The sequence below is a fragment of the Massilia sp. LXY-5 genome (assembly GCF_059801075.1).
Genome location: NZ_JBNNEH010000006.1, coordinates 1 through 20,402 on the forward strand (window position 1 = coordinate 1; position 20,402 = coordinate 20,402).

A 20,402-nucleotide genomic window follows, 5' to 3' on the forward strand; every position below is an offset into this window, starting at 1 on the left:
CTCGCCACCAGGGTTGCCCCCGTGCTGCCGTTCGACTTGCATGTGTAAAGCATGCCGCCAGCGTTCAATCTGAGCCAGGATCAAACTCTTCAGTTCAATCTCTGTTTGTTGGCATTTCTGCCACCGCTATTGCTAGCGGGTCGCTCACTCAAAATACTGACCGTCATCTCATTGCTGAGACAACGTATTTCTTTTTTGTGAACATTTGATAATTTAAGTAATCAGCTGAACTAGTCAGCCGGCACCTTCATCAAACGCCCACACTTATCGACTGTTAATTGTTAAAGAACTTATTCGGTACTGCCTTGCTGTGTTCTGCGAATCGTTTTGTTCGTCAGCAGCAGAGGAAGAAGAGTATGAAGCAATTTCTGTTTCTCGTCAACTTCTTTTTTGCTACACCGCAGTACTTCGCGGCGCCTGTTGTCAACACAACTACTTGATTTCGTTGTCGTTTTCAGCAGGAGGCGGATTATAGCGAACCCCGACCGCAGTCCGCAAGTGCTTTCTTGCGGCCGGGGGTTTTGCCAACACTACTCCGTCAGCGTCAGCGTCTGGTAGCCCGGATCGGCCTTGATCTTCTCTTCGCTGAACGGCAGCAGCGGCCATTCCTTGCGCGAGTACACACCGGTCTGGTCGACGTAATACGGCGACTTCGGATTGGTCGACTGGCCATAGGTCAGCATCGCCTGGGCAACTGGGCCCTGGTCGTCGAAGCTCACCGTCTGAATATAGCTCTCGCCCCAGTACACGCCGTTATAGCCCGTCTCGGTCAGGGCGCCCCGCATGGTCAGTGAGTTGTACGAGCCGTCGATGTTGCCGATACCGCCGTGCAGGGGGATGCGGACGCCGTTGCGGGTCTCGGTCTGGTAATCGCCCAGCTTGCCGTCGAGGGGAATCCCGAGCGACTGCAGTTTCAGCGCGGCAGTTTTCAGGCACGCGAGCATCGCCGGCACCGCCGCCGGCGCCACGCCGCTCGGCGTGTTCACCGGATCGGCCGGATTGAAGGCCACCGCCCACTTGTTCGGGATCGTCACGGCGCTGTTCCAGAACTCGCGGAACAGCACGGCGCCGCGGCTGTCGACATTCACCCGGCGGTCCCAGCCGACCAGTGCGGTGCACGCTTGCACCAGCACCGGATCGGTGTTGCCCGTACAGGCGGTGAGCAGTTCCGGCAGCACGAGCTCGGCCGCATGAAGGCGATTCCCGAAGGCCAGCGCCTGCAGGTCGACCAGGCCGATCTTTTTCGTCTGCGCTAGTGCATCGAACTGGATAAAACCGATGCGGGTGCGCAGGCTCTGCTCGACGCCGACGCGGCCATACAAGGGCGAGTAGCCGAACGGTGCCGGCCCGGTGAGCAGGGCCTTCGGATTGTTCAGCCAATAGCTGTCGTTCGAATTGCCGACGTAATCGGTGCGAATCGTCCACGGTCCGTTGACGGGAGAATAGATACCGGCCGGGGCGTTGGCGTCCGTACCCCAGGCGCAGCTGCTGCGCGAACCGTCGAACAGCAGCGCCGCCTGCAGCAGCAAACACCCGTTGCCGAATTTTTGGGCACCCATGTGCGGCACGACGCTGGCGTCGGCGAACAGGACGCTGCCGTCGCGGTCAGCCGCCAGCGTATTCACCCAGGGCAGCCCGACCGTCTTGTCGAGCGAGCTCTTGATTGCCTGCACGTTGCTGGCCCGGCCAATCCCTAACCATTGCTCGAGCATGCGGGTATTGTTGCGGTTCGGGTCGGCCAGCACATAGGCGTTGCTGGCCGTCCAGGTCATGCCCGCCTCCGGCTTGACGATCACGGCACCCTGCTGGCTGAACCAGAAGGTCTTGCTGCGCTTCGACAGGGTCCCGTCCGCCTGCAGCAGGTCGACCGACACCGTCTTCGCGCTCATTTTTACGGGCGCGCCGTCATATAGATAAGTGGTGCCGCTGGCGTCCGCCGGATCGAGCGCCAGGCGGAAGGTGGTGAAGTGAAGCGCAGTGGTGACCGTGTGGCTCCAGGCGATGTCGCGGTTAAAACCGATCACGATCGCCGGTATGCCGCCGATGATCACGCCCATTGCATCATAATTTCCGGGCACGGTGAGGTGGGCCTGGTAGAAACGGTCGGCCGTCGTCCACGGATAATGCGGGTTGCCGAGCAACAGGCCGCGGCCATTGGCGGACAGGTCCTTGCCGACGGCCAGGGCATTGCTGCCGAATCCCTGCCGGTTGAGTTTATCCAGGCGCGCCAGCAGGAAGGCCGGATCGAACTTGCGCGCTTTCGTGGAAGCGGCCAGGGTCACGCCTGGCGCACGTCCGGCGGCGACAAATTCCTTGGCAAACACCTGGCCAGTCGCGTGCAAGGCTTTTTCGGCCATGACGAGGTACATGTCGTCGACCGTGATAGGGCGCACCCACCTGGCGTTGTTGCAGGCCGCCGGATACTGGCCGGCGAAGCTTTTCACATAGCGGTTGTAGCCCTCGACATAGCCTTCGACGAGCTCGCGCGGCTCGGCGGAGCCGGCGGCATAATTGGCGCGCAATTGCTCGATGTCGAGGTAGCCCTTGAAGAAGAAATCGCTGTCTTCGTTCTTGAGGTCCATGAAGCCGCTGGCGGCGCCGTATTCGTCGCCGGTCTCCGAGCGCCGCGGCGCGCGCGCTTCTCCGCCGAAGAACTGGGAACGCTCGCCGCGCACCGTCACCACCGAGTCGGCGAACATGCACAGGTTGTCCTGGGCATAGGCATAGGCCAGGCCATAGCCCAGGCTGCGGAAGTCCCTGGCTTTTACATGCGGCACCCCGTAGGTGGTACGGACGACATCGACATTGATGCGCGAGGCGGTGGCCACCGGCGGCGGCGGCGTCGACTGCGGGGTATCGGAATCGTTGCTGCTGCAGCCAGCCAGCGCCAGGGCGAGCACTGCGGCGACGCCGGCATCACGGAAAGGAGAGAGGGGCTGCGATTGCACTTGCTGACGTTTCATGTGGACGCTTTCTGCGGACATCTCCGCGTGGCGAAATGAAAGACAAATGGATGTCCCGTGCTTGGCATAGGCCTGTTGACAGGGAGAACCAGTTTAGCGACAGCAAATGCTTTGTACCCTAGCGAAGTTGATGGGGTCAAAAATGCGACACAAAAGAAAAAGCCCACCGGCTTGCGCGGGTGGGCTTCTCTATATAACTAGCCTGACGATAACCTACTTTCACACTGGTTGCAGCACTATCATCGGCGCAAAGTCGTTTCACGGTCCTGTTCGGGATGGGAAGGGGTGGGACCGACTTGCTATGGTCATCAGGCATAACTTGCTGGGAGGCTGTTCCACAACTGGGCAACAGATCCCTGAATTCCGAGGCGTATTCTAACAGGCAACTTCAAGCAGCGCCAGCACGGATTGCGGCGCCAGCGCGTAAAATGGCCCCTTTGCCCGGAACGCTTGCCGCCATGACCATCCTGTTGTCGACCCTGAACGCCCGCTACGCCCACGCTTCGCTGGGCCTGCGCTACCTGCTGGCGAACATGGGCGCGCTCGGCCCGGACACGCGGATCCAGGAATTCGTCATCGGCGCCAAGACAACCGAGGTGGTCGAGCGCCTGCTGGCCCAGCACCCGCGCATCATCGGCTTCGGCGTCTATATCTGGAACGTCGAAGAGACGACGCGCGTCGTGGCGATGCTGAAACGCGTGGCGCCCGAGGTGACGATCGTGCTGGGCGGTCCGGAAGTGTCATACGAGACGAACGAGCAGCAGATCGTGAAACTGGCCGACTACGTCGTCACCGGCTGGGGAGACGTCACCTTTCCCCAGGTGTGCGCCCAGATCCTGCATGGCCCGCAGCCCCTGATGAAAGTGCACGCGGGCGTGCAGCCGCCCATGGCGGAGATCGCCCTGCCCTACTCTCTATATAGTGACGAGGACATCGCGCACCGTACTTTATATGTGGAAGCCTCGCGCGGCTGCCCTTTCAAATGCGAGTTCTGCCTGTCGTCGCTGGATAAAACGGCCTGGCCTTTCCCTTTGGAGTCCTTCCTCGCGCAGATGGAGGATTTGTATAGCCGCGGCGCCCGCCTCTTCAAATTCGTCGACCGCACGTTTAACTTGAACGTCAAGACCAGCATGAAGATCATGCAGTTCTTCCTCGACAAGATCGACGCCAGCCCGGACGACCCGGTCTACGCCCACTTCGAGCTGGTGCCCGACCACCTGCCGGAAGCGCTGAAGGAGATGATCGCGCGCTTCCCGGCGGGCGCCCTGCAATTCGAGATCGGCATCCAGAGCTTCAATCCCGAAGTGCAAGCCCTGGTCAGCCGGCGCCAGGACAATATCAAGGCGGCGGAGAATATCCGCTGGCTGTGCGCGCACTCGCAGGCCCACCTGCACGTCGACCTGATCGCCGGCCTGCCGGGCGAAGACATCGCCAGCTTCGCGCGCGGCTTCGATCAACTGGTGAGCCTGGGCGCGCACGAGATCCAGTTCGGCATTTTAAAAAGGCTGCGCGGGACGCCGATCATCCGGCATACGGAAGCTTTTAACATGGTGTACGACCCGTATCCGCCCTATACGGTGCTGGCCACCAGCCTGATCGATTTCCCGACCATGCAACGCCTGGTGCGCTTCGCGCGCTACTGGGACCTGGTCGCCAATTCCGGCCGCTTTGCACATACCGTGCGCGAATTGCTGGGCGTGCGTCCGTTCGAGAATTTCATGGCATTTTCGGACTGGATTTATACGAAAACCGACGCCACCCACCGCATCGCCCTCGACCGGCTGGCGAAACTGGTGGCCGAATGGCTGCAGGTGACCGGCATGGAACGCGAACGGGCACTTGCGCTGGTGGCGAGCGATTACGCGGGCAGCATTGATGGCGCCGCCAAGAAAGACAAAGCAGCGAACGCGGCAGTAGCTGCCCCGGCGAGACAGGTACGCCACCTCGCTGCCTGAGCACGCTAGACCCCGCGCGAATGGCAGAGACAGCGAAATCCTTTTACACTGCAACAATGCAGATTGAAAATACGCCAACATTAACCATCGAACACTCCGCCGGCGGCGCGGCGCAATCTGTCATGGCAAGCGGCATCTGGCAGGTCCATGTCCTGAGCCAGAAGGGCCTGCTCAAGGGGATCAACCGGACCTTGACGAGCCTGAGGAAGAAGGCGGAGCTAGCCTGGGACCTGACCGGCGTGGACAGCATCGACCACATCGGCGCCCAGCTGTTCTGGAACGCCTGGGGCAAGAAACGCCCGCCGCGCCTGACGCTCGACCCGCGCCAGGAAGAACTGTTCGCCCGCCTCGAGAAGGCAAGCAGCCTCAACCTGCCGCGCGCCAAGGCCAGTCCGCTGAACTGGATCATCGTGCTCGGCGCCGGCCTGCTCAGCTTTTTCGAGCACCTGCATGGCTTCATCGAACTGATCGGCCGCCTGGTCCAGGACCTGGGCCGTTTTATTCGCCGTCCCGCCATGGGGCCCTGGCGCGAAATCTCGGCCAACATCTACCACTCCGGCTTCCAGGCGCTCGGCATCACCGCCCTGGTCGGGTTCCTGATCGGCGTGGTGCTGTCCTTCTTGTCGGCGCAGCAGTTGCGCCAGTTCGGCGGCGACATCTACCTGGTCGACATCCTCGGCATGAGCGTGATCCGTGAACTGGGGCCGCTGCTAGCGGCGATCCTGGTTGCGGGCCGGTCCGGTTCCTCGATCACGGCGCAACTGGGCGTCATGAAGGTGACCGAGGAACTCGACGCCATGCTGGTGATGGGCATCTCACACGGGTTCCGCCTGATCATGCCGAAAGTGGTGGCATTGGCGATCTCGATGCCGCTGCTCGTGGTCTGGACCGACGCCATGGCCCTGCTCGGCGGCGCGGCCTCGGCCAAGATCGAACTGGGCCTGTCCTTCCGCTACTTCCTGCACAAGCTGCCGGACGCGGTGCCGCTGGTGAACTACATGATCGGCCTGTTAAAAGGGATGACCTTCGGGATGCTGATCGCGCTGGTGTCCTGCCACTTCGGCCTGCGCATCAAGCCGAACACCGATAGCCTGGGCCGCGGCACGACCACCTCGGTCGTCACCGCGATCACGGTGGTGATCCTGGCCGACGCGGTGTTTGCCATCATCTTCAGCGGCGTGGGGTTCTGATGGCGGAGAACAAGCCACGCCCGCCGCAACAGCTCAACCGCAAGCCCGAGGAAGACGTCGGGCCGCCGGTGGTCGAGATCCGCAACCTGTGGACCAAGTTCGGCAGGACGGTGGTGCACCAGGACCTGAGCCTGGAAATCTATTCGGGCGAGATCCTGTCGATCGTCGGCGGCTCGGGGACCGGCAAGACGGTGCTGCTGCGCCAGATGCTGGGGCTGGAGCGGCCATCGCGCGGTTGCGTGCGCGTGTTCGGCGAAGACATCAGCGAGGCGGGACCGGAGCAGCTGCAGCGCATGCGCAACCACTGGGGCATGCTGTTCCAGCAGGGTGCGCTGTATTCGGCGCTGACCGTGTTCGACAACATCGCCCTGCCGATGCGCGAATTGCGCGCCCTGCCCGAGGACGTGATCCGCGACGCCGTGCTGCTGAAAATGGATATGGTGGGCCTGGGTGCGGAACATGCCAATAAAATGCCGGCCGATTTATCGGGCGGAATGACCAAGCGCGCGGCCCTGGCACGCGCGCTGGCGCTGGAACCGAGACTGCTGTTCCTGGACGAACCGACCGCGGGCCTCGATCCCGATGCGTCGGATGCATTCGTCACGCTGATCCTGGCGCTGCACCGGGAACTGAAACTGACCGTGGTGATGGTCACCCACGACCTCGATACGCTGTTTGCGCTCTCGTCGCGCATTGCGGTCCTGGCCGATAAGCACGTGCTGGCGGTAGGACCGTCGTGCGACGTGGTGCGGGTGGACCATCCGTTCATCAAACATTTCTTCCTCGGCGGACGCGGCCGGCGGGCACTCGAAGTGCTCGACGAGCGCAATGAGGCGGCCCAGGAAGGACCCAAGGAGTGACATGGAAAACCGATCGTATGCATTGATGACGGGCGTCTTCACGATCGCCCTGCTGGTGGCCACCGTGCTGGCGGGCCTCTGGCTGAACCGCGACAAGACCGAATTGTCGCCCTATGAAATCGTCACCACCCAGTCGATCCCGGGCCTGAACCCGCAGGCGACGGTGCGCTACCGCGGCCTGGAAGTCGGGCGCGTCGACGAGATCGTGTTCGATCCGAAGGTCACCGGCCAGATATTGATCCGCCTCTCCGTCGAGGAAGGCTCGCCGGTGACCACCACCACCTTCGCCTCGCTCGGCTACCAGGGCGTGACCGGCATCGCCTTCATCCAGCTCGACGACGACCGCACCGGTTCGCCGCTGCTGAAAACCGACCCGAAGCACGTGGGCCGGATTCCGCTGCGTCCGGGCCTGCTCGACCAGCTGGAGAAGCGTGGCCTGGCCATCCTCGACCGCACCGAGCAGATCACGGCGCGCCTGAATACCCTGATGAGCGACGAGAACCAGAAGACCATCATCGGCGCCTTCGACAACATCGGCAAGGCCGCCGCCGCCTATGGCGCGATTCCGGAAAAACTCGGTCCGACCATCGACCGCCTGCCGGCGCTGGCGCAAAAGCTCGACAAGAGTGTCGACGCCGTCGGCGCCTTCGCCACCAGCGCCAGGGCGACCGCCGACAACTACGACCGCCTGGCGACCGGCCTGCAGGCGCCGGACGGCCCGCTGAACCGCCTGAACGGCGCGATCGGCTCGCTGCAGGGCGTGACGGGCGACCTGGAAGCGGAAACCCTGCCCCATCTCACCCGCATGACCGACGAAGCGCGCACGGCGCTGCGTTCGGTGCGCCGCACCGCCGACTCGCTGTCGGACCGTCCGCAAGGCCTTCTGTTCGGTAATCCGAACGTCCAACCCGGCCCCGGCGAGCCGGGCTTCGTCGCCCCGACCAAATGAGGATCCCCTTGAACACGAACCTGCACCGCCTTCTCGGCGCCGCCGTCCTCGCCTGTGCTGTCGCCGGCTGCGCCTCCAACAAGAACAAGGCCGACAATACCCAGTTCGACTTCGGCCCGCTCGGTGCGCCGACCGCGCCCGCCGCCCAGGCCCCGCTGGCCGCCATCGTCGTGATGGACGCCACCGGCTCGCCGACCTTCGAGAACGAGCGCATGGTCTACCGCCTGAACTACAACGACCCGCTGCAGGCGCGCACCTATGCCAACAGCCGCTGGAGCGCCAATCCGCTGCTGCTGGTGACCCAGCGCATCAAGTCGCGCCTGGCCCAGGCTGGAGTCAAAGTGCTGTCGGCGACCGATTCGGCCACCGACGTGCCGATCCTGCGCCTCGAGGTCGACGAGTTTTCGCATGCCTTTGCCAGCACGGTCGCCAGCGAAGGCCGGCTGGTGCTGCGTGCTTCGCTGTTCAGCGGCCACGCGCTGCTGGACCAGAAAACCTTCCTGCGCGCCACGCCGGCGCCCAGTGCCGATGCCGCCGGCGGCGCGCAAGCCCTGACCGCCAGCACGGACGCCGCGGCCGCCGACATGATCGGCTGGCTCGCGCTCGACCACCGTAAACGATGACGGAACCGGAAGCGCACGGGGACCGCAACGGCGCTGCAGGGGACAACGAGGCGCCGCGCCGCGGCTCGCCCGTCGTGCGCGCGTCCCTGCTGGCCTATCTGCTGCTGATCGTCTACGCCAGCTGGTACCCGTTTACCGGCTGGCGCAGCAACGGCCTGCCGCTGCTGTCCTTCATGAACCTGGTCAAGCAGCGCTACTGGACCGGCTTCGACGTGATGGTGAACGTCGTCGGCTATGTCCCGCTCGGCATCCTGCTGGCGCTGGCCATGTATCCGCTGGTGCGCGGCGTGTGGGCGGCGCTGCTGGCGGCCATCCTCGGCTTTTTAGTATCCGGCACGATGGAGGCGGTACAGAATTTCCTGCCGAGCCGGGTGCCTTCGAACCTCGATTTGCTGACCAATGCGGCCGGCGCCTTTATCGGCGCCTGCATCGGCCCGCTGCTGGCGCGCGGCCTGCTCGACCAGGGACGGCTGTACCGCATCCGCAAGCGCTGGTTTGCGCCGCATGCCAGCCAGGGCCTGGTCCTGCTCGCCCTGTGGCCGCTGGCCCAGATCTATCCGCAAAGCTTTTTGTTCGGCCATGGCCAGGTATTGCCGATCATCTCAGGCTGGCTCTCGACCTGGTTCGAGGAAGACATCGACCTGATTGCCATGCTGCGCCCGGGACCGGCGATGAGCGTCGAACAATTCTGGCTGTCGGAGACGATCATTACCGCCTGCGGCATGACCGGCGCCGCCCTCACCCTGCTCTGCCTGCTGCGCCGGGGCGCGCCGCGCTATACCCTGATGCTGCTGATGCTGGCCGCGGCGCTGGTGATGAAAACCCTGGCCAGTTCGCTGCTGTTCCGGCCCGATAACGCTTTTGTGTGGGTCACGCCCGGCGCCGAGGGCGGCTTCCTGATCGGCCTGATCATGCTGGCGGGCCTGGCCTTCGCGCCCCAGCTGGCGCAGAGAAGGCTGGCGGTGGTGACCCTGGTACTGAGTTTAATCGTGGTGAACACGATTCCCGCGAACCCGTATTTCACGCTGACGCTGCAGGGCTGGGTGCAAGGGAAATTCCTTAACTTTAATGGGGCGGCGCAGTTTTTATCGCTGTTGTGGCCGTTTTTTGCCTTGTGGTTCCTGCTGCTGCCGTCCCATAAACTCAATCGCAATTAAGAACGCGTATCATGGCGGTTGATCAGGTCAAGGATAGCGAGAACGGCATGAGCGATAACAAACCCTATTACGAACACCATGTGTTCTTCTGCATGAACGTGCGCGAAGGCGAGAATTGCCGCCAGAGCTGCGGCAAGGCCGGCGCCGAAGTCGCGCAAAAACACGCCAAGAAGCGCATCAAGGCGCTCGGCCTGAACGAGCCGGGCAAGGTGCGCATCAACCAGGCCGGCTGCCTCGAGCGCTGCGAAGAAGGCCCGGTCGTCGTCATTTACCCGCAAGGCACCTGGTACACCTATGTCGACACCAGCGACATCGACGACATCATCGATACCCACATCCTCGGCGGTGAAATCGTCGAACGCCTGAAAATCTGAATCCCGAACAATCCGCACCATGAACAAGTTTTCGAAACGTTTTACGCTCGACGGCCCGGCCGGCAAGATGGAATGCATGCTGGACCTGCCGGAGGGAGACCCGCGCGGCATCGCCCTGGTGGCGCACCCGCATCCGCTGTACGGCGGCACGATGGAAAATAAAGTGACGCAAACGCTGGCGCGCACCTTCGTGACGCTCGGCTATGCGACGGCACGTTTTAATTTCCGCGGCGTCGGCCAGTCGGAGGGCGAGCATGACCGCGGCCACGGCGAAGTCGACGACATGGCCTTCATGCTGGACTACATGAAGGAACAATACCCGGGCCTGCCGGTGGCCTTGTCCGGGTTCTCCTTCGGGACCTTCGTCCAGGCCCAGCTGCACGCGCGCCTGGTCAACGAGGGACAACCGGATGCGATCGAGCGCATGGTGCTGGTCGGCACCGCCGCCGGCAAATGGCCGCTGCCGAGCGTGCCGGAAGATACGATCCTCATTCATGGCGAGCTGGACGACACCATCACCCTGCAGATGGTCTTCGACTGGGCGCGGCCCCAGGAAATCCCGGTGATCGTGATCCCGGGGGCGGATCACTTCTTCCACAAGCGTCTCAACCCCATCAAAAATCTTGTCGTGCAGATGTGGCGGCGTGACAATTGAGCGCGTCAGTGGCCTATAATTAGGCACTTCATTGATCCATGCCGCTGGGCAATGCTCTTATGGCACCCCTGCGGCATCCGCACCACCCCTACTGACCTACTTTAGCTCCCATGAAAAAACTGATTGCGGCCGTTGCCGCCAGCCTGCTGATGATGTCGGCGGGCGCGCAAACCGTGCCAGCCCCGCAGATCGCGGCCAAGTCGTGGCTGCTGCTCGACGCCACCAGCGGCCAGGTCATCGCGGCCCAGGACCCGGGCCTGCGCATCGAACCGGCTTCGCTCACCAAGGTCATGACGGCCTATGTCGTCTTCGAGGCGATCCGCGACAAGAAGATCGCCCTGAACACGATGGTTAACGTCTCGCCGCGCGCCTGGAAAGTCGATTCGAGCAGCTCGAAGATGTTCATCGATCCGGCCACCCCGGTCAGCGTCAGCGACCTGCTGCACGGCCTGATGATCCAGTCGGGCAACGATGCAGCCGTCGCCCTGGCCGAAGCCGTCGCCGGCGACGAAGGCACCTTCGTCGTGCTGATGAACCGCGACGCCCAGCGCATGGGCATGAAGAACACCAAATTCGCCAATCCGCACGGCTTGCCGAGCCCGGACAACTACTCGACCGCGCAGGACCTCGCCACGCTGGCCGCCAACGTGATCCGCGACTTCCCCGAGTTCTATAAAATCGACTCGATCAAACAGTTCACCTATAACAAGATCACCCAGCAGAACCGCAACCGCCTGCTGTGGCTGGACCCGACGGTGGACGGCATGAAGACCGGCCACACCGAATCCTCGGGCTACAGCATGATCGCTTCGGCCCACCGCCCGAACGGCAACAGCGGCGAGCGGCGCCTGATTTCGGTCGTCTCCGGCACCAGTTCGGATGGCGTGCGTACCCAGGAAAGCCAGAAGCTGCTGAACTGGGGCTTCCAGAACTTCGATACCGTCAAACTGTATTCGAAGGGCCAGGCCATCGCCACGCCGGAAGTGTGGAAGGGTGCGCAGTCGAACGTGAAGATCGGTTTTACGAACGACGTGCTGGTCACGGTACCGAAGGGCGTCGCCGGCAAACTGAAGCCTGTGCTCGAGCGCAAGGATCCGCTGGTCGCCCCGCTGCCTCGTAATGGCCGCGTCGGCACGCTGAAAATGATGGTCGACAACAAGCCGCTGCTGGTGCTCCCGGTGGTCGCGCTGGAAGAAGTACAGGAAGCGAGCATTTTCGGCCGCGCCTGGGATTCGCTGCGCTTGATGATCAAGTAAGCGGCTTTTACTCTGCACCAATGCCCGCCCGGCTCGCGCCCGGCGGGCATTGTTGTTTGTCGGCGGCGGCTATAATGGTCCGTTACTTTTCAAGCAAGAAAGCCGCGCCATGACCACTCCCCTCGCCTGTCCCCGCACCACCACCCGCAAGGATGGCCCCGAACTGTCGCGCGTCATCGCCGGCATGTGGCGCCTGGGGGAATGGGATATGTCCGTCCAGCAGAGGATTGCCTTCATCGAGGAGTGTATTGCGCTCGGCGTGACCAGCTTCGACCACGCCGACATTTACGGCAACTACGGCGTAGAAGGCCTGTTCGGCGCAGCCTTGCGCGCGCAGCCCTCGCTGCGCGGCCGCATGGAAATCGTCAGCAAGTGCGGCATCAAGCTGGTCTCGCCGGCCCGTCCCGCGCACACGATCCAGCATTACGACACCAGCCTGGAGCACATCGTCGCTTCCTGCGAGGAATCGCTGCGCCAGCTGGGCACGGAGTATCTCGACCTGCTGCTGATTCACCGACCGGATCCGCTGATGCACTTCGACGAAGTCGCCGAAGCGTTTACGCGCCTGCAACGCGCGGGCAAGGTGCGCCACGTCGGCGTCTCCAATTTCACGCGCCACCAGTTCGAATCGCTGAACCGGCGCGTGCCGCTGGCAACGAACCAGGTGGAATTTTCGCCTTTGTTCACGGCGCCGATGTTCGACGAAACCTTCGACGGCCTGCAAGACCTCGGCATCGCTCCGATGATCTGGTCGCCGCTGGGCGGCGGGCGCCTGTTCAGCGCGACCGATGCGCAGACCGCCAACCTGCGCGCGGTGATCCAGGAAGTGGCGGATCGCCTTGGCCAGTCCTTCGCCAGCGTCGTCTTCGCCTGGATCATGGCGCTGCCGAGCCGGCCGCTGCCGCTGACCGGCAGCGGCAAGATCGCCTCGGTTGCGGCGGCCGTCGCCGCCACCGGCTTCACGCTCGAACGCAGCGACTGGTTCGCGATCCTGCGCGCGGCGCGCGGGCACGAGGTGGCTTGATCATGGCCGAGCCGCTCAAGATCGTCGAAGGCAGGGCGCTGACGGCGCAGCAGAAGAAGGATTTATTGAACCGGCTGGCGCGCATCGAGGGCCAGCTGCGCGGCGTGCAGAAACTGATCGCGCTGGCGGCGGAACCGGCCGATTGCGAGGCGGTGGCCCAGCAGATGGCGGCGGCGCGCAAGGCGCTCGACCGCTCCTTCGTTCAATTGCTCACGGCCAGCGTGGTGACCCACAGTGAAGCGGCCGATGACATCGACGACGCACGCGCCGTGGCAGCCCGGCTGGCCGCCCTGCTCGACAAGTTTGCTTGATCAGATTTCTTCGTCGCCGTAAATGACGGGCGGCGCCACGCCGCGCCAGCCGCTGCGCCACGCAATGTTCAGCAGCAGCGTTACGCAAATGTAGAGCAGGAAGAACAGCACGAAAAAGCGCGTCTGCAATATGACGAGGAGCAGAACGGCAACAAGGATCACGCCTATCATCGCTTTGCTCAGGCGTTGCTTGCTGCTAGGAAAGCGTACGGTCGAGACCATCAGCGTGCCGATCGCCACCATCAGCGCCATCACCGCGAAGGCCTGGGTATTGTTGACCACGGGATCGGGCCAGGCCACTACCACTGCGGCCACGCAGGCGGCGCCGGCCGTGATCGGCATGCCGACGAAATAACGCGGATCGGTGCGCCCGACCGAGATGTTGAAACGGGCCAGGCGTAGCGCGCCGCAGGCGACAAAGATGAAACAAGCCAGGCCGCCCATGCGGACGATCGTCGGATGCGCGGCGCTCATCTGCGCGAAACCGTAGCAGTACAGCAGCAAGCCGGGCGCACAGCCGAAATTCATGACGTCGGCGATCGAATCGAGCTGGACGCCGAAGTCGGACTGGGTATTCGTGGCGCGCGCAACAAAACCGTCGAGCGCGTCGAACACGCCGGCCAGCACCAGCAGGATCGCCGCCAGGCGGAAGTCTCCCGGCGCGCCGACCTGGGCATTGTCGACCGAGATGACGATGCTGCCGAAACCGCAGGCAATCGACAGCAGGGTGACGAAACTCGGCAAGGCGAACTTGGCGCGTGCGAGGCGTGCGGGGCGGGGTTGGTTCAATTCGGGTCCGGGCAAGAGGATGATGGCCCTATTCTACAGTGCGGACGTGCCCGGTCGCGCACGGAGCCAGCCGTCGTACATATTCGATTTGCCCTAGAATGTGCGTTTTGGCTTGAAATGGATGGGGAGCATACGGATGAGCGAATTCCTTCGTGGGAGGATGATACTGGCAGGCTGCATTACCGCTCTGGCCCTGTCCGCGTGCGGCGGAGGCGGCGGTAGCAGCGCCAGCACGGTCACGCCGACGCCGACGGCGACCACGCCGACTCCCGACCAGCTTACGCCGCCACCCGCCGTTCCCGACACGCCGACCCTGGGAGGCGCTGGTGCGCCGCTCGCCACCGGCAATATCGCCAACGATGGCCGCGAATGGATCAATTACCGCCGTAGCCAGCTCGGCATGTCGGCGCTCGTCCGGAACAGCTTCATCGACCGCGCCGCCCAGAATCACTCCGATTACCAGCGCATCAACAACACCATCACGCACGACGAGGTGGCGAGCAACCAGGGCTTCACCGGCGTCGACGTCGGCGCCCGTTTGACGGCCGCCGGCTACGTGTTCAACACACGCGCCTCGCGCGCGTATGGCGAAGTCATCTCGGCCACGAGCAATGGCTCGGGGCAGTACATGGCTGAAGAACTGATCACGGCGGTCTACCACCGCTTTGTCATCTTCGAGCCGGTGTTCAAGGAAATCGGTACCGGCGCGGCCACCACGTCCCAGGGCTATAACTACTTTACCGCCAACTTCACCGCCAACGATGGTTATGGCGCCGGCCTGTCCGGCGGCCAGGTGGCGGTCTGGCCATTCAGCGGGCAGACTGCCGTACCGCGCAACTTCTTCAGCGATACCGAGTCCCCCGACCCGGTGCCCGACCGCAATGAGGTCGGCTATCCGATCAGCGTGCACGCGAACATCGACGTAACGGTCCGGGTCACGAGCTTCACGGTACGCCCGCGCGGCGGCGCCGACCTTGCCGTGCGGCTGCTGACGAGTGCGAACGATACCCATACCGGCGCCTCCTCGGCCGCCATCGTGCCGCTGGCGCCGCTGGCGGCAAGCACGACCTACGACGTCAGCTTCACCGGCACCGCCGGCAACACGCCGGTCACCCGTACCTGGTCGTTCGCTACCCGCTGACAGGATGACACCGCACAAGCCTGGCTTGTCATCTTCCTCCGACGTCGCCCCCGACGTTTCCATCGCTTCGCCGGTCCTCGATATCGAGGCCGGCGTCGAGCGCCTGATGGGCAACCGCGCCATCTACCTGCGCGCCCTCGCCCGCTTTCGGAATGATTACCGCAAGGCCGCGCCTGCAATCCGGGCCGCGCTCGATGCCGGCGACCGCCCCGGGGCGCGGCGCCTGGTCCATACGCTCAAGGGTGCGGCCGGCATGATCGAAGCAGCAGCGCTGCACGCGGCGGCGCTGGCGCTCGAAAACGCCCTGCGCGATGGCGGCAGCGGCACCGATGCACTGCTGGGCAGGGTGGATGCCGCCCTGGCCGCCGTCCTGCGCGAACTCGATGCAATGGTGTTGCTGGGAGAGGCGCCGCCGCGCACGCCGGCGCCGCCGACGGGCGACAACCTGGCCCGCCTGCGCGCTATGCTCGACATCGGCGACGGCGCCGCGGTCGAACTGGTCGCGACGGCGCGCAGCGAACTGCGTGCGCATCTGGGAGAACGGGGAATTGAAGAGCTGAGCGCGGCGGTGGCGGATTTCGATTTCGAACGCGCGTTGACGGTGCTTGACCGCGCCAGGCAGACCGGCTGAGAGCGCCCGAGAAAATTTTCAGGCGCTCAAATGAGGGCGCGCCGCCCGCTTAGCGCGTGTATTCCGCTTCTTCGTCGAAAGCGTCGGTGCAGTCCTTGCCGCAGAAGCGGCGCACGCTGTCGACCGGTTTTTCGCAGTACCAGCACGAACCCTTCGGCGGCAAGCTCAGGCGCGATGGCCTGGCTTGTACCGCGGCGGCGGGCAGCGATTCGGAAACCGTACCCTCGTTCATCACACTGTCTTGTATTGTTTCCAAGGTCCACTCCCTACCGGCAGCACGGTCTAAGTCGTCAAGCAAGATTACTGTAGTGGAACATTCGGTGCATGAGCAATCGCAATGGGGTGTTCCGATGCGGCAGCGCTGCCACAGCCGTTCCCCAGGACCAGTGTGCGCCCAACCCGGCACTCCCGCAACGCTGTCATGCGTGCTCTTTGCGCGTTGCGGCAAGCCTGCAACAGATCGCCCAACAGACGCCGCGCAGCCGCAAAAGCGATGTCAACTGCGGAAATCTTAGCAGTATTGACAACGAATCCTGGCGGCCTTCCAATCGTGCGCGGCCGTTTAATTGCGAGATTTTGTAACAGGCAAGAATTGCCGCTCAGCGCGCCGTTGACGCTTGTGCGGCCGGTTCGAGCGAGACGCGCAGGCCGGTCGAGGTGGTTGCAATGCGGGTGGGGATGTACTGGACGCCGGCATAGCGCAGCTCGTCCATGCGGAAACTGTAGACCGGAATGTCGAGAATCGCCCGCTCGAGCACGACGTTCGCCGCACGCGACAGCTGGCGCGTCACGGACTCGTCGAGCCCGCTGATGGCGAAGCGTTCCAGGCGCGGCTCGGCCAGGTAGACGCCGCTCCTTGCCTGGTCGACCACCAGGCGGCCGGAAAAGGCGAGCGTACCGCCGAGGGGATTCCTGAGGAAGGATTGGGCGACGCTGGCGTCGACCGTGAGCGCGACGCGGTCGCCCGGCAGCACGGCCAGCTGCGGGCGAGACAAACGCAGGTCGAACAGTTCCAACAAGCGGTTGTCCATCGGGAAGCGGCGGTCGAGGCTGGCCTGCAGTTTGGGCAGCGGAATATCGACTTCGCGCGGGCCGAGGAGGCTGGCGCAGGACGCCAGGGCGGCGGCCGCGGCCAGGCTCGATGCGATGAGGAAGACGCGTCGCGTAGCGCGTCGCGCGCGCAGGGGGTGTTGTTCAGCCATGCCAGCTCCTTGGGTTCTGGCTCAAGGGTAGCACGGGCTAATCGGAGGGGTGGTTTCGTAGGGTGGGCTCTTGAGCCCACGCGTTTGAACGCCAGTCATGGGCGCAATATTCGGTAGTCAGCGCCGCGTGCATGCCGGCGCTGCACCGCGTGGGCTCAAGAGCCCACCCTACAAACCTGTCATTTACCGATACAGAACCGGCTGAAAATTACCCCGAGCAGATCATCGGGCGTGAACTCGCCGGTAATGCTCGACAGCTGATCCTGCGCCAACCTCAGCTCTTCGGCAAACAGGTCCAGCGACTGGTCATCTTGCGCCGCATGCTGCGCGGCCACGTCCAGATGCTGGCGCGCCGCGCGCAGTGCGATCAGGTGGCGTTCGCGCGCCAGGTAGAGCGACTCGCCCGTCTGCTGCCAGCCCGCGATGCGCAGCAGTTCCGCGCGCAGCAGGTCGATGCCGAGTTTTTCATTGGCCGACAAATAGATATGCGTGGCATCGGCCGCACCCTCGACGGTGGCCCGGTGTCCCGACAAATCGATCTTGTTCCAGATCCGCACCACCGGCACCCCGGCCGGGAAAGCGGCGACGATGGTCTCGTCGGCTGCGCTCGGGCCGAGGTTGGCGTCCAGCAAGTGCAGGATCACGTCCGCCTTGCCGACCTCTCCCCAGGTGCGCTCGATGCCGATGCGCTCGACGACGTCGATGCCCTCGTCGATCGCGCGGATGCCGGCGGTGTCGATGATGTTCAAGGGAATACCCTCGATCTGGATCGTCTCGCTGACTTTATCGCGCGTGGTGCCGGCGATCGGCGTGACGATCGCCACTTCCGCACCGGCCAGCGCGTTCAGCAGCGAGGATTTACCGACGTTCGGCTGTCCGACCAGCACCACATTCAGCCCTTCGCGCAGCAATGCTCCCTGCGCCGCCTGGCGGAACACGTGTTCCAGGGACTCGACGATGCCGGCAAGCTGGCCGCGCGCGTTCGATTTCTCGAGGAAATCGATTTCCTCTTCCGGGAAGTCCAGCGTTGCCTCGACCAGCATGCGCAAGTTGATCGTCTGTTCGACCAGCCGGTGCACGACTTGCGAGAATGCGCCCGACAGGGACTGGGAGGCCGATTTCGCCGCCGCCTCGGTGGAAGCGTCGATCAGGTCGGCCACCGCCTCGGCCTGGGCCAGGTCGAGCTTGTCGTTGAGGTAGGCGCGGCGCGTGAATTCGCCCGGTTCGGCCAGGCGCAGGCCGTGTTCGCGGCCCGCTTCCAGCACCCGGGACAGCAGCATCTGCAGCACGACCGGGCCGCCGTGGCCCTGCAGCTCGAGTACGTCTTCACCGGTGTAGGAATGCGGCGCCTTGAAGTACAGGGCCAGGCCCTGGTCGATGACGCTGCCGTCGACGGATTTAAAAGGAATGTAGGTTGCGTGGCGTGGCGCCAGTTTCGTATCGGGGAACAGCGCTTCGATCAGCGGGCCGAGCGATTTACCGGAGGCGCGGACCACGCCGATGCCGCCGCGTCCGGGTGCGGTGGCGATCGCCGCGATGGGAGAGGTATCTAGCTTCATGCGCGAATTGTAGTGGATAAATAAAAAAGCCCGTGGAGTCCACGGGCTTTTGTTCACGACACAGTCAACTTACTTCGTGGCCGTACCGTACTTCTTGGTGATCACCCACTGCTGCGCGATCGACACCAGGTTGTTCACCACCCAGTACAGGACCAGGCCCGACGGGAAGAAGATGAACATGACCGAGAACGCCAGCGGCATGAACATCATCATCTTCGCCTGCATCGGATCGGCCGGCTGGGGATTCAGTTTCGCCGTGATGAACATCGAGATCGCGTACAGGATCGGCAGGATGAAGAAGCGGTCAGGCTGGGTCAGGTCGGTGATCCAGCCGATCCACGGCGCGCCGCGCATCTCGACCGAGGCTTGCAGCACGTAATACAGGGCCAGGAACACCGGCATCTGCACCAGGATCGGCAGGCAGCCGCCCAGCGGGTTGATCTTCTCGGCCTTGTACAGTTCCATGGTCGCCTGCTGCATCTTGACCGGGTCGGCTTTGTAGCGCTCGCGGATCGCCTGCATCTTCGGCGTGACGACACGCATCTTTGCCATGCTGCGGTAACCGGCGGCCGACAGCGGGAAGAAGGCCAGCTTGATCAGGATCGTGAAGGCAATGATCGTCCAGCCCCAGTTGCCCAGCAGCTGGTGGATCTGGTCGATGATCCAGAACAGGGGTTTCGCGATGATCGCGAACATGCCGTAGTCCTTGACCAGTTCCAGGCCCGGGGTAATTTTTTCCAGCGTCTTCTCGTCCTGCGGACCCGAGTACAGGCGCGCGGTGTTCGAGACGGTCGCGCCCGGTGCCACCGTGCCCAGCGGCTGGACGGTACCGATTGCGTACAAGTTCGTCGCCAGCTTCTTGGTGAAGATGTCGCGCGGGGCATTCTCGGCCGGAATGAAGGCCGATACGAAGAAGTGCTGCGAAATCGCCACCCAGCCGCCGTTCGCCTTGGTCGCGTGCTCGGCTTTGCCCTTTTCGATGTTCTCGAAGCTCAGCTTCTTGTATTTCTCTTCAGGGGTCCACAGGGTCGGGCCGGTGAAGCTCGGGGTGAACCAGGAGCTGCCTTCCGGCTTGTTGCCGTCGTGCTGCAGCTGCAGGTAGAGCGAAGGCTGGACCGGCGCCGCGGTCAGGTTGGTGACGTCGTGACGGACATCGACCACGTACTCGCCGCGTTTGAAGGTCAGCGTCTTGGTCAATTTGACGCCGCCCTGCTCCGCATCGAGCACGACTTGCACGGCATTCCCGCCGTCGAGGGTGCGCAGGCCGGGACGCGCCACGAATGGCGTGTTGTGGTTAGGCAGGACGCCGGCTGGGGTCGAACCGATCAGGCCGGTCTGGCCCAGGTAGACGTTGTTGCCGGTGACGTTGAACAGCACCTGGTTCTTCGTCTTGTCGAAGTGGTCAGGGAATTTCAGCAGCTCGAGGCGGCGGATGACGCCACCCTGGGTGTCGATCTCGGCCTTGATGACGTCGGTGGTGACGGTGATGCGCTCGGCCGGTGCCGGAGCGGCCGGCTGGCCAGGCACTGCGCCCGGTGCCGCAGCACCCGGCACCGCGCCCGGCTGGGCGCCCGCGGCCGGAACACCGGTGGTGCCAGTGGTGCCGGTGGCATTCGCAGCGGCAGGCGCTTGCGCGACCTTGGCCGGCGGCGTAGGCGAGAACATCGATTGCTTACCGTTCGACACCATCCAGTTATTCCACAGGACGACAAGCGAGACGGCGAAGACAATCCACAAAATGGTACGTTTATTGATTTCCATTG

The 20,402-nt window shown here is 63.7% G+C and carries 19 protein-coding genes and 2 rRNA genes; 13 read left to right on the top strand and 8 right to left on the bottom strand.

Annotated features, from left to right (window positions below):
* The 3 genes from ACI48I_RS18475 to rrf form a co-directional block, all read right to left on the bottom strand.
* Positions 1–96: ribosomal RNA gene (locus ACI48I_RS18475) — 16S ribosomal RNA — on the bottom strand; the annotation flags it as partial.
* Positions 97–530: 434 nt separating this feature from the next.
* Entirely contained in the window at positions 531–2,963 is a 2,433-nt protein-coding gene (locus ACI48I_RS18480; protein WP_498575048.1) for a penicillin acylase family protein, read from the bottom strand.
* 200 nt (positions 2,964–3,163) lie between these two features.
* Positions 3,164–3,276, bottom strand: a 5S ribosomal RNA gene (gene rrf / locus ACI48I_RS18485).
* A gap of 145 nt (positions 3,277–3,421) precedes the next feature.
* Between rrf and ACI48I_RS18490 the strand changes: the two genes are divergently transcribed.
* The 11 genes from ACI48I_RS18490 to ACI48I_RS18540 all read left to right on the top strand — a co-directional run bounded on the left by ACI48I_RS18490 (position 3,422) and on the right by ACI48I_RS18540 (position 13,317).
* Positions 3,422–4,918 carry a B12-binding domain-containing radical SAM protein gene (locus ACI48I_RS18490; protein WP_498575049.1) on the top strand — a complete coding sequence of 499 codons (1,497 nt, stop codon included), beginning with the start codon at positions 3,422–3,424 and terminating at the stop codon, positions 4,916–4,918.
* A 56-nt stretch (positions 4,919–4,974) separates the two neighbouring features.
* The gene (locus tag ACI48I_RS18495) at positions 4,975–6,108 is read left to right on the top strand and encodes an MlaE family ABC transporter permease (RefSeq protein WP_193687583.1); all 1,134 of its coding nucleotides are present in this window, start codon (positions 4,975–4,977) and stop codon (positions 6,106–6,108) included.
* Positions 6,108–6,968 (top strand): ABC transporter ATP-binding protein, encoded by an 861-nt coding sequence (locus ACI48I_RS18500; RefSeq protein WP_193687584.1) that lies wholly within the window; start codon positions 6,108–6,110, stop codon positions 6,966–6,968. The genes ACI48I_RS18495 and ACI48I_RS18500 overlap by 1 nt, the downstream gene beginning before the upstream one ends.
* Position 6,969: 1 nt before the next feature.
* On the top strand, positions 6,970–7,917 hold the full coding sequence (locus tag ACI48I_RS18505) for an MlaD family protein (protein WP_193687585.1): 948 nt from the start codon (positions 6,970–6,972) through the stop codon (positions 7,915–7,917).
* 8 nt (positions 7,918–7,925) lie between these two features.
* Positions 7,926–8,540 (top strand): ABC-type transport auxiliary lipoprotein family protein, encoded by a 615-nt coding sequence (locus ACI48I_RS18510; RefSeq protein WP_498575050.1) that lies wholly within the window; start codon positions 7,926–7,928, stop codon positions 8,538–8,540.
* Positions 8,537–9,697, top strand: coding sequence for a VanZ family protein (locus tag ACI48I_RS18515; protein ID WP_193687587.1), 1,161 nt, complete (start codon positions 8,537–8,539; stop codon positions 9,695–9,697). Before ACI48I_RS18510 ends, ACI48I_RS18515 begins: the two co-directional genes overlap by 4 nt.
* A 47-nt stretch (positions 9,698–9,744) precedes the next feature.
* Complete coding sequence (locus ACI48I_RS18520) at positions 9,745–10,071, top strand: (2Fe-2S) ferredoxin domain-containing protein (RefSeq protein WP_193687588.1); 327 nt, start codon at positions 9,745–9,747, stop codon at positions 10,069–10,071.
* A 19-nt stretch (positions 10,072–10,090) separates the two neighbouring features.
* Complete coding sequence (locus tag ACI48I_RS18525) at positions 10,091–10,726, top strand: alpha/beta hydrolase (protein WP_193687589.1); 636 nt, start codon at positions 10,091–10,093, stop codon at positions 10,724–10,726.
* Positions 10,727–10,836: 110 nt separating this feature from the next.
* A complete protein-coding gene (locus ACI48I_RS18530; protein WP_193687590.1) occupies positions 10,837–11,982 on the top strand; it encodes a D-alanyl-D-alanine carboxypeptidase family protein in 1,146 nt (381 codons plus the stop codon).
* 109 nt (positions 11,983–12,091) lie between these two features.
* Positions 12,092–13,006, top strand: coding sequence for an aldo/keto reductase (locus tag ACI48I_RS18535; protein WP_498575051.1), 915 nt, complete (start codon positions 12,092–12,094; stop codon positions 13,004–13,006).
* A 2-nt stretch (positions 13,007–13,008) separates the two neighbouring features.
* A complete protein-coding gene (locus ACI48I_RS18540; RefSeq protein ID WP_193687592.1) occupies positions 13,009–13,317 on the top strand; it encodes a metal-sensitive transcriptional regulator in 309 nt (102 codons plus the stop codon).
* Here the strand turns inward: ACI48I_RS18540 and pssA are convergent, their stop codons facing one another.
* Positions 13,318–14,106, bottom strand: coding sequence for a CDP-diacylglycerol--serine O-phosphatidyltransferase (pssA, locus tag ACI48I_RS18545; protein ID WP_193687593.1), 789 nt, complete (start codon positions 14,104–14,106; stop codon positions 13,318–13,320).
* 136 nt (positions 14,107–14,242) lie between these two features.
* On the opposite strand from pssA, the gene ACI48I_RS18550 reads away from it, so the two are divergent.
* Positions 14,243–15,247 carry a CAP domain-containing protein gene (locus ACI48I_RS18550; protein WP_498575052.1) on the top strand — a complete coding sequence of 335 codons (1,005 nt, stop codon included), beginning with the start codon at positions 14,243–14,245 and terminating at the stop codon, positions 15,245–15,247.
* A 25-nt stretch (positions 15,248–15,272) separates the two neighbouring features.
* Positions 15,273–15,878, top strand: a complete 606-nt coding sequence (locus tag ACI48I_RS18555) for an Hpt domain-containing protein (RefSeq protein WP_193687595.1) — start codon at positions 15,273–15,275, stop codon at positions 15,876–15,878.
* Between the two features lie 49 nt (positions 15,879–15,927).
* Here the strand turns inward: ACI48I_RS18555 and ACI48I_RS18560 are convergent, their stop codons facing one another.
* The 4 genes from ACI48I_RS18560 to yidC form a co-directional block, all read right to left on the bottom strand.
* Positions 15,928–16,134, bottom strand: a complete 207-nt coding sequence (locus ACI48I_RS18560) for a hypothetical protein (RefSeq protein ID WP_498575053.1) — start codon at positions 16,132–16,134, stop codon at positions 15,928–15,930.
* Between the two features lie 343 nt (positions 16,135–16,477).
* On the bottom strand, positions 16,478–17,080 hold the full coding sequence (locus ACI48I_RS18565; RefSeq protein ID WP_193687597.1) for a DUF1439 domain-containing protein: 603 nt from the start codon (positions 17,078–17,080) through the stop codon (positions 16,478–16,480).
* A 179-nt stretch (positions 17,081–17,259) separates the two neighbouring features.
* A complete protein-coding gene (gene mnmE, locus ACI48I_RS18570) occupies positions 17,260–18,639 on the bottom strand; it encodes a tRNA uridine-5-carboxymethylaminomethyl(34) synthesis GTPase MnmE (RefSeq protein ID WP_193687598.1) in 1,380 nt (459 codons plus the stop codon).
* 69 nt (positions 18,640–18,708) lie between these two features.
* Positions 18,709–20,400, bottom strand: a complete 1,692-nt coding sequence (yidC, locus tag ACI48I_RS18575; RefSeq protein ID WP_498575054.1) for a membrane protein insertase YidC — start codon at positions 20,398–20,400, stop codon at positions 18,709–18,711.
* Between the last annotated feature and the right edge of the window lie 2 nt (positions 20,401–20,402).

Bases quoted from the DNA above. Each gene is read 5' to 3' on its own strand.
- ACI48I_RS18500 (WP_193687584.1), top strand. From the start codon at position 6,108: ATGGCGGAGAACAAGCCACGCCCGCCGCAACAGCTCAACCGCAAGCCC.
- ACI48I_RS18480 (WP_498575048.1), bottom strand. From the start codon at position 2,963: ATGAAACGTCAGCAAGTGCAATCGCAGCCCCTCTCTCCTTTCCGTGAT.
- ACI48I_RS18565 (WP_193687597.1), bottom strand. From the start codon at position 17,080: ATGGCTGAACAACACCCCCTGCGCGCGCGACGCGCTACGCGACGCGTC.
- ACI48I_RS18535 (WP_498575051.1), top strand. From the start codon at position 12,092: ATGACCACTCCCCTCGCCTGTCCCCGCACCACCACCCGCAAGGATGGC.
- ACI48I_RS18530 (WP_193687590.1), top strand. From the start codon at position 10,837: ATGAAAAAACTGATTGCGGCCGTTGCCGCCAGCCTGCTGATGATGTCG.
- yidC (WP_498575054.1), bottom strand. From the start codon at position 20,400: ATGGAAATCAATAAACGTACCATTTTGTGGATTGTCTTCGCCGTCTCG.
- ACI48I_RS18540 (WP_193687592.1), top strand. From the start codon at position 13,009: ATGGCCGAGCCGCTCAAGATCGTCGAAGGCAGGGCGCTGACGGCGCAG.
- ACI48I_RS18550 (WP_498575052.1), top strand. From the start codon at position 14,243: ATGAGCGAATTCCTTCGTGGGAGGATGATACTGGCAGGCTGCATTACC.
- ACI48I_RS18515 (WP_193687587.1), top strand. From the start codon at position 8,537: ATGACGGAACCGGAAGCGCACGGGGACCGCAACGGCGCTGCAGGGGAC.
- mnmE (WP_193687598.1), bottom strand. From the start codon at position 18,639: ATGAAGCTAGATACCTCTCCCATCGCGGCGATCGCCACCGCACCCGGA.
- ACI48I_RS18525 (WP_193687589.1), top strand. From the start codon at position 10,091: ATGAACAAGTTTTCGAAACGTTTTACGCTCGACGGCCCGGCCGGCAAG.
- ACI48I_RS18495 (WP_193687583.1), top strand. From the start codon at position 4,975: ATGCAGATTGAAAATACGCCAACATTAACCATCGAACACTCCGCCGGC.
- ACI48I_RS18490 (WP_498575049.1), top strand. From the start codon at position 3,422: ATGACCATCCTGTTGTCGACCCTGAACGCCCGCTACGCCCACGCTTCG.
- ACI48I_RS18505 (WP_193687585.1), top strand. From the start codon at position 6,970: ATGGAAAACCGATCGTATGCATTGATGACGGGCGTCTTCACGATCGCC.
- ACI48I_RS18520 (WP_193687588.1), top strand. From the start codon at position 9,745: ATGAGCGATAACAAACCCTATTACGAACACCATGTGTTCTTCTGCATG.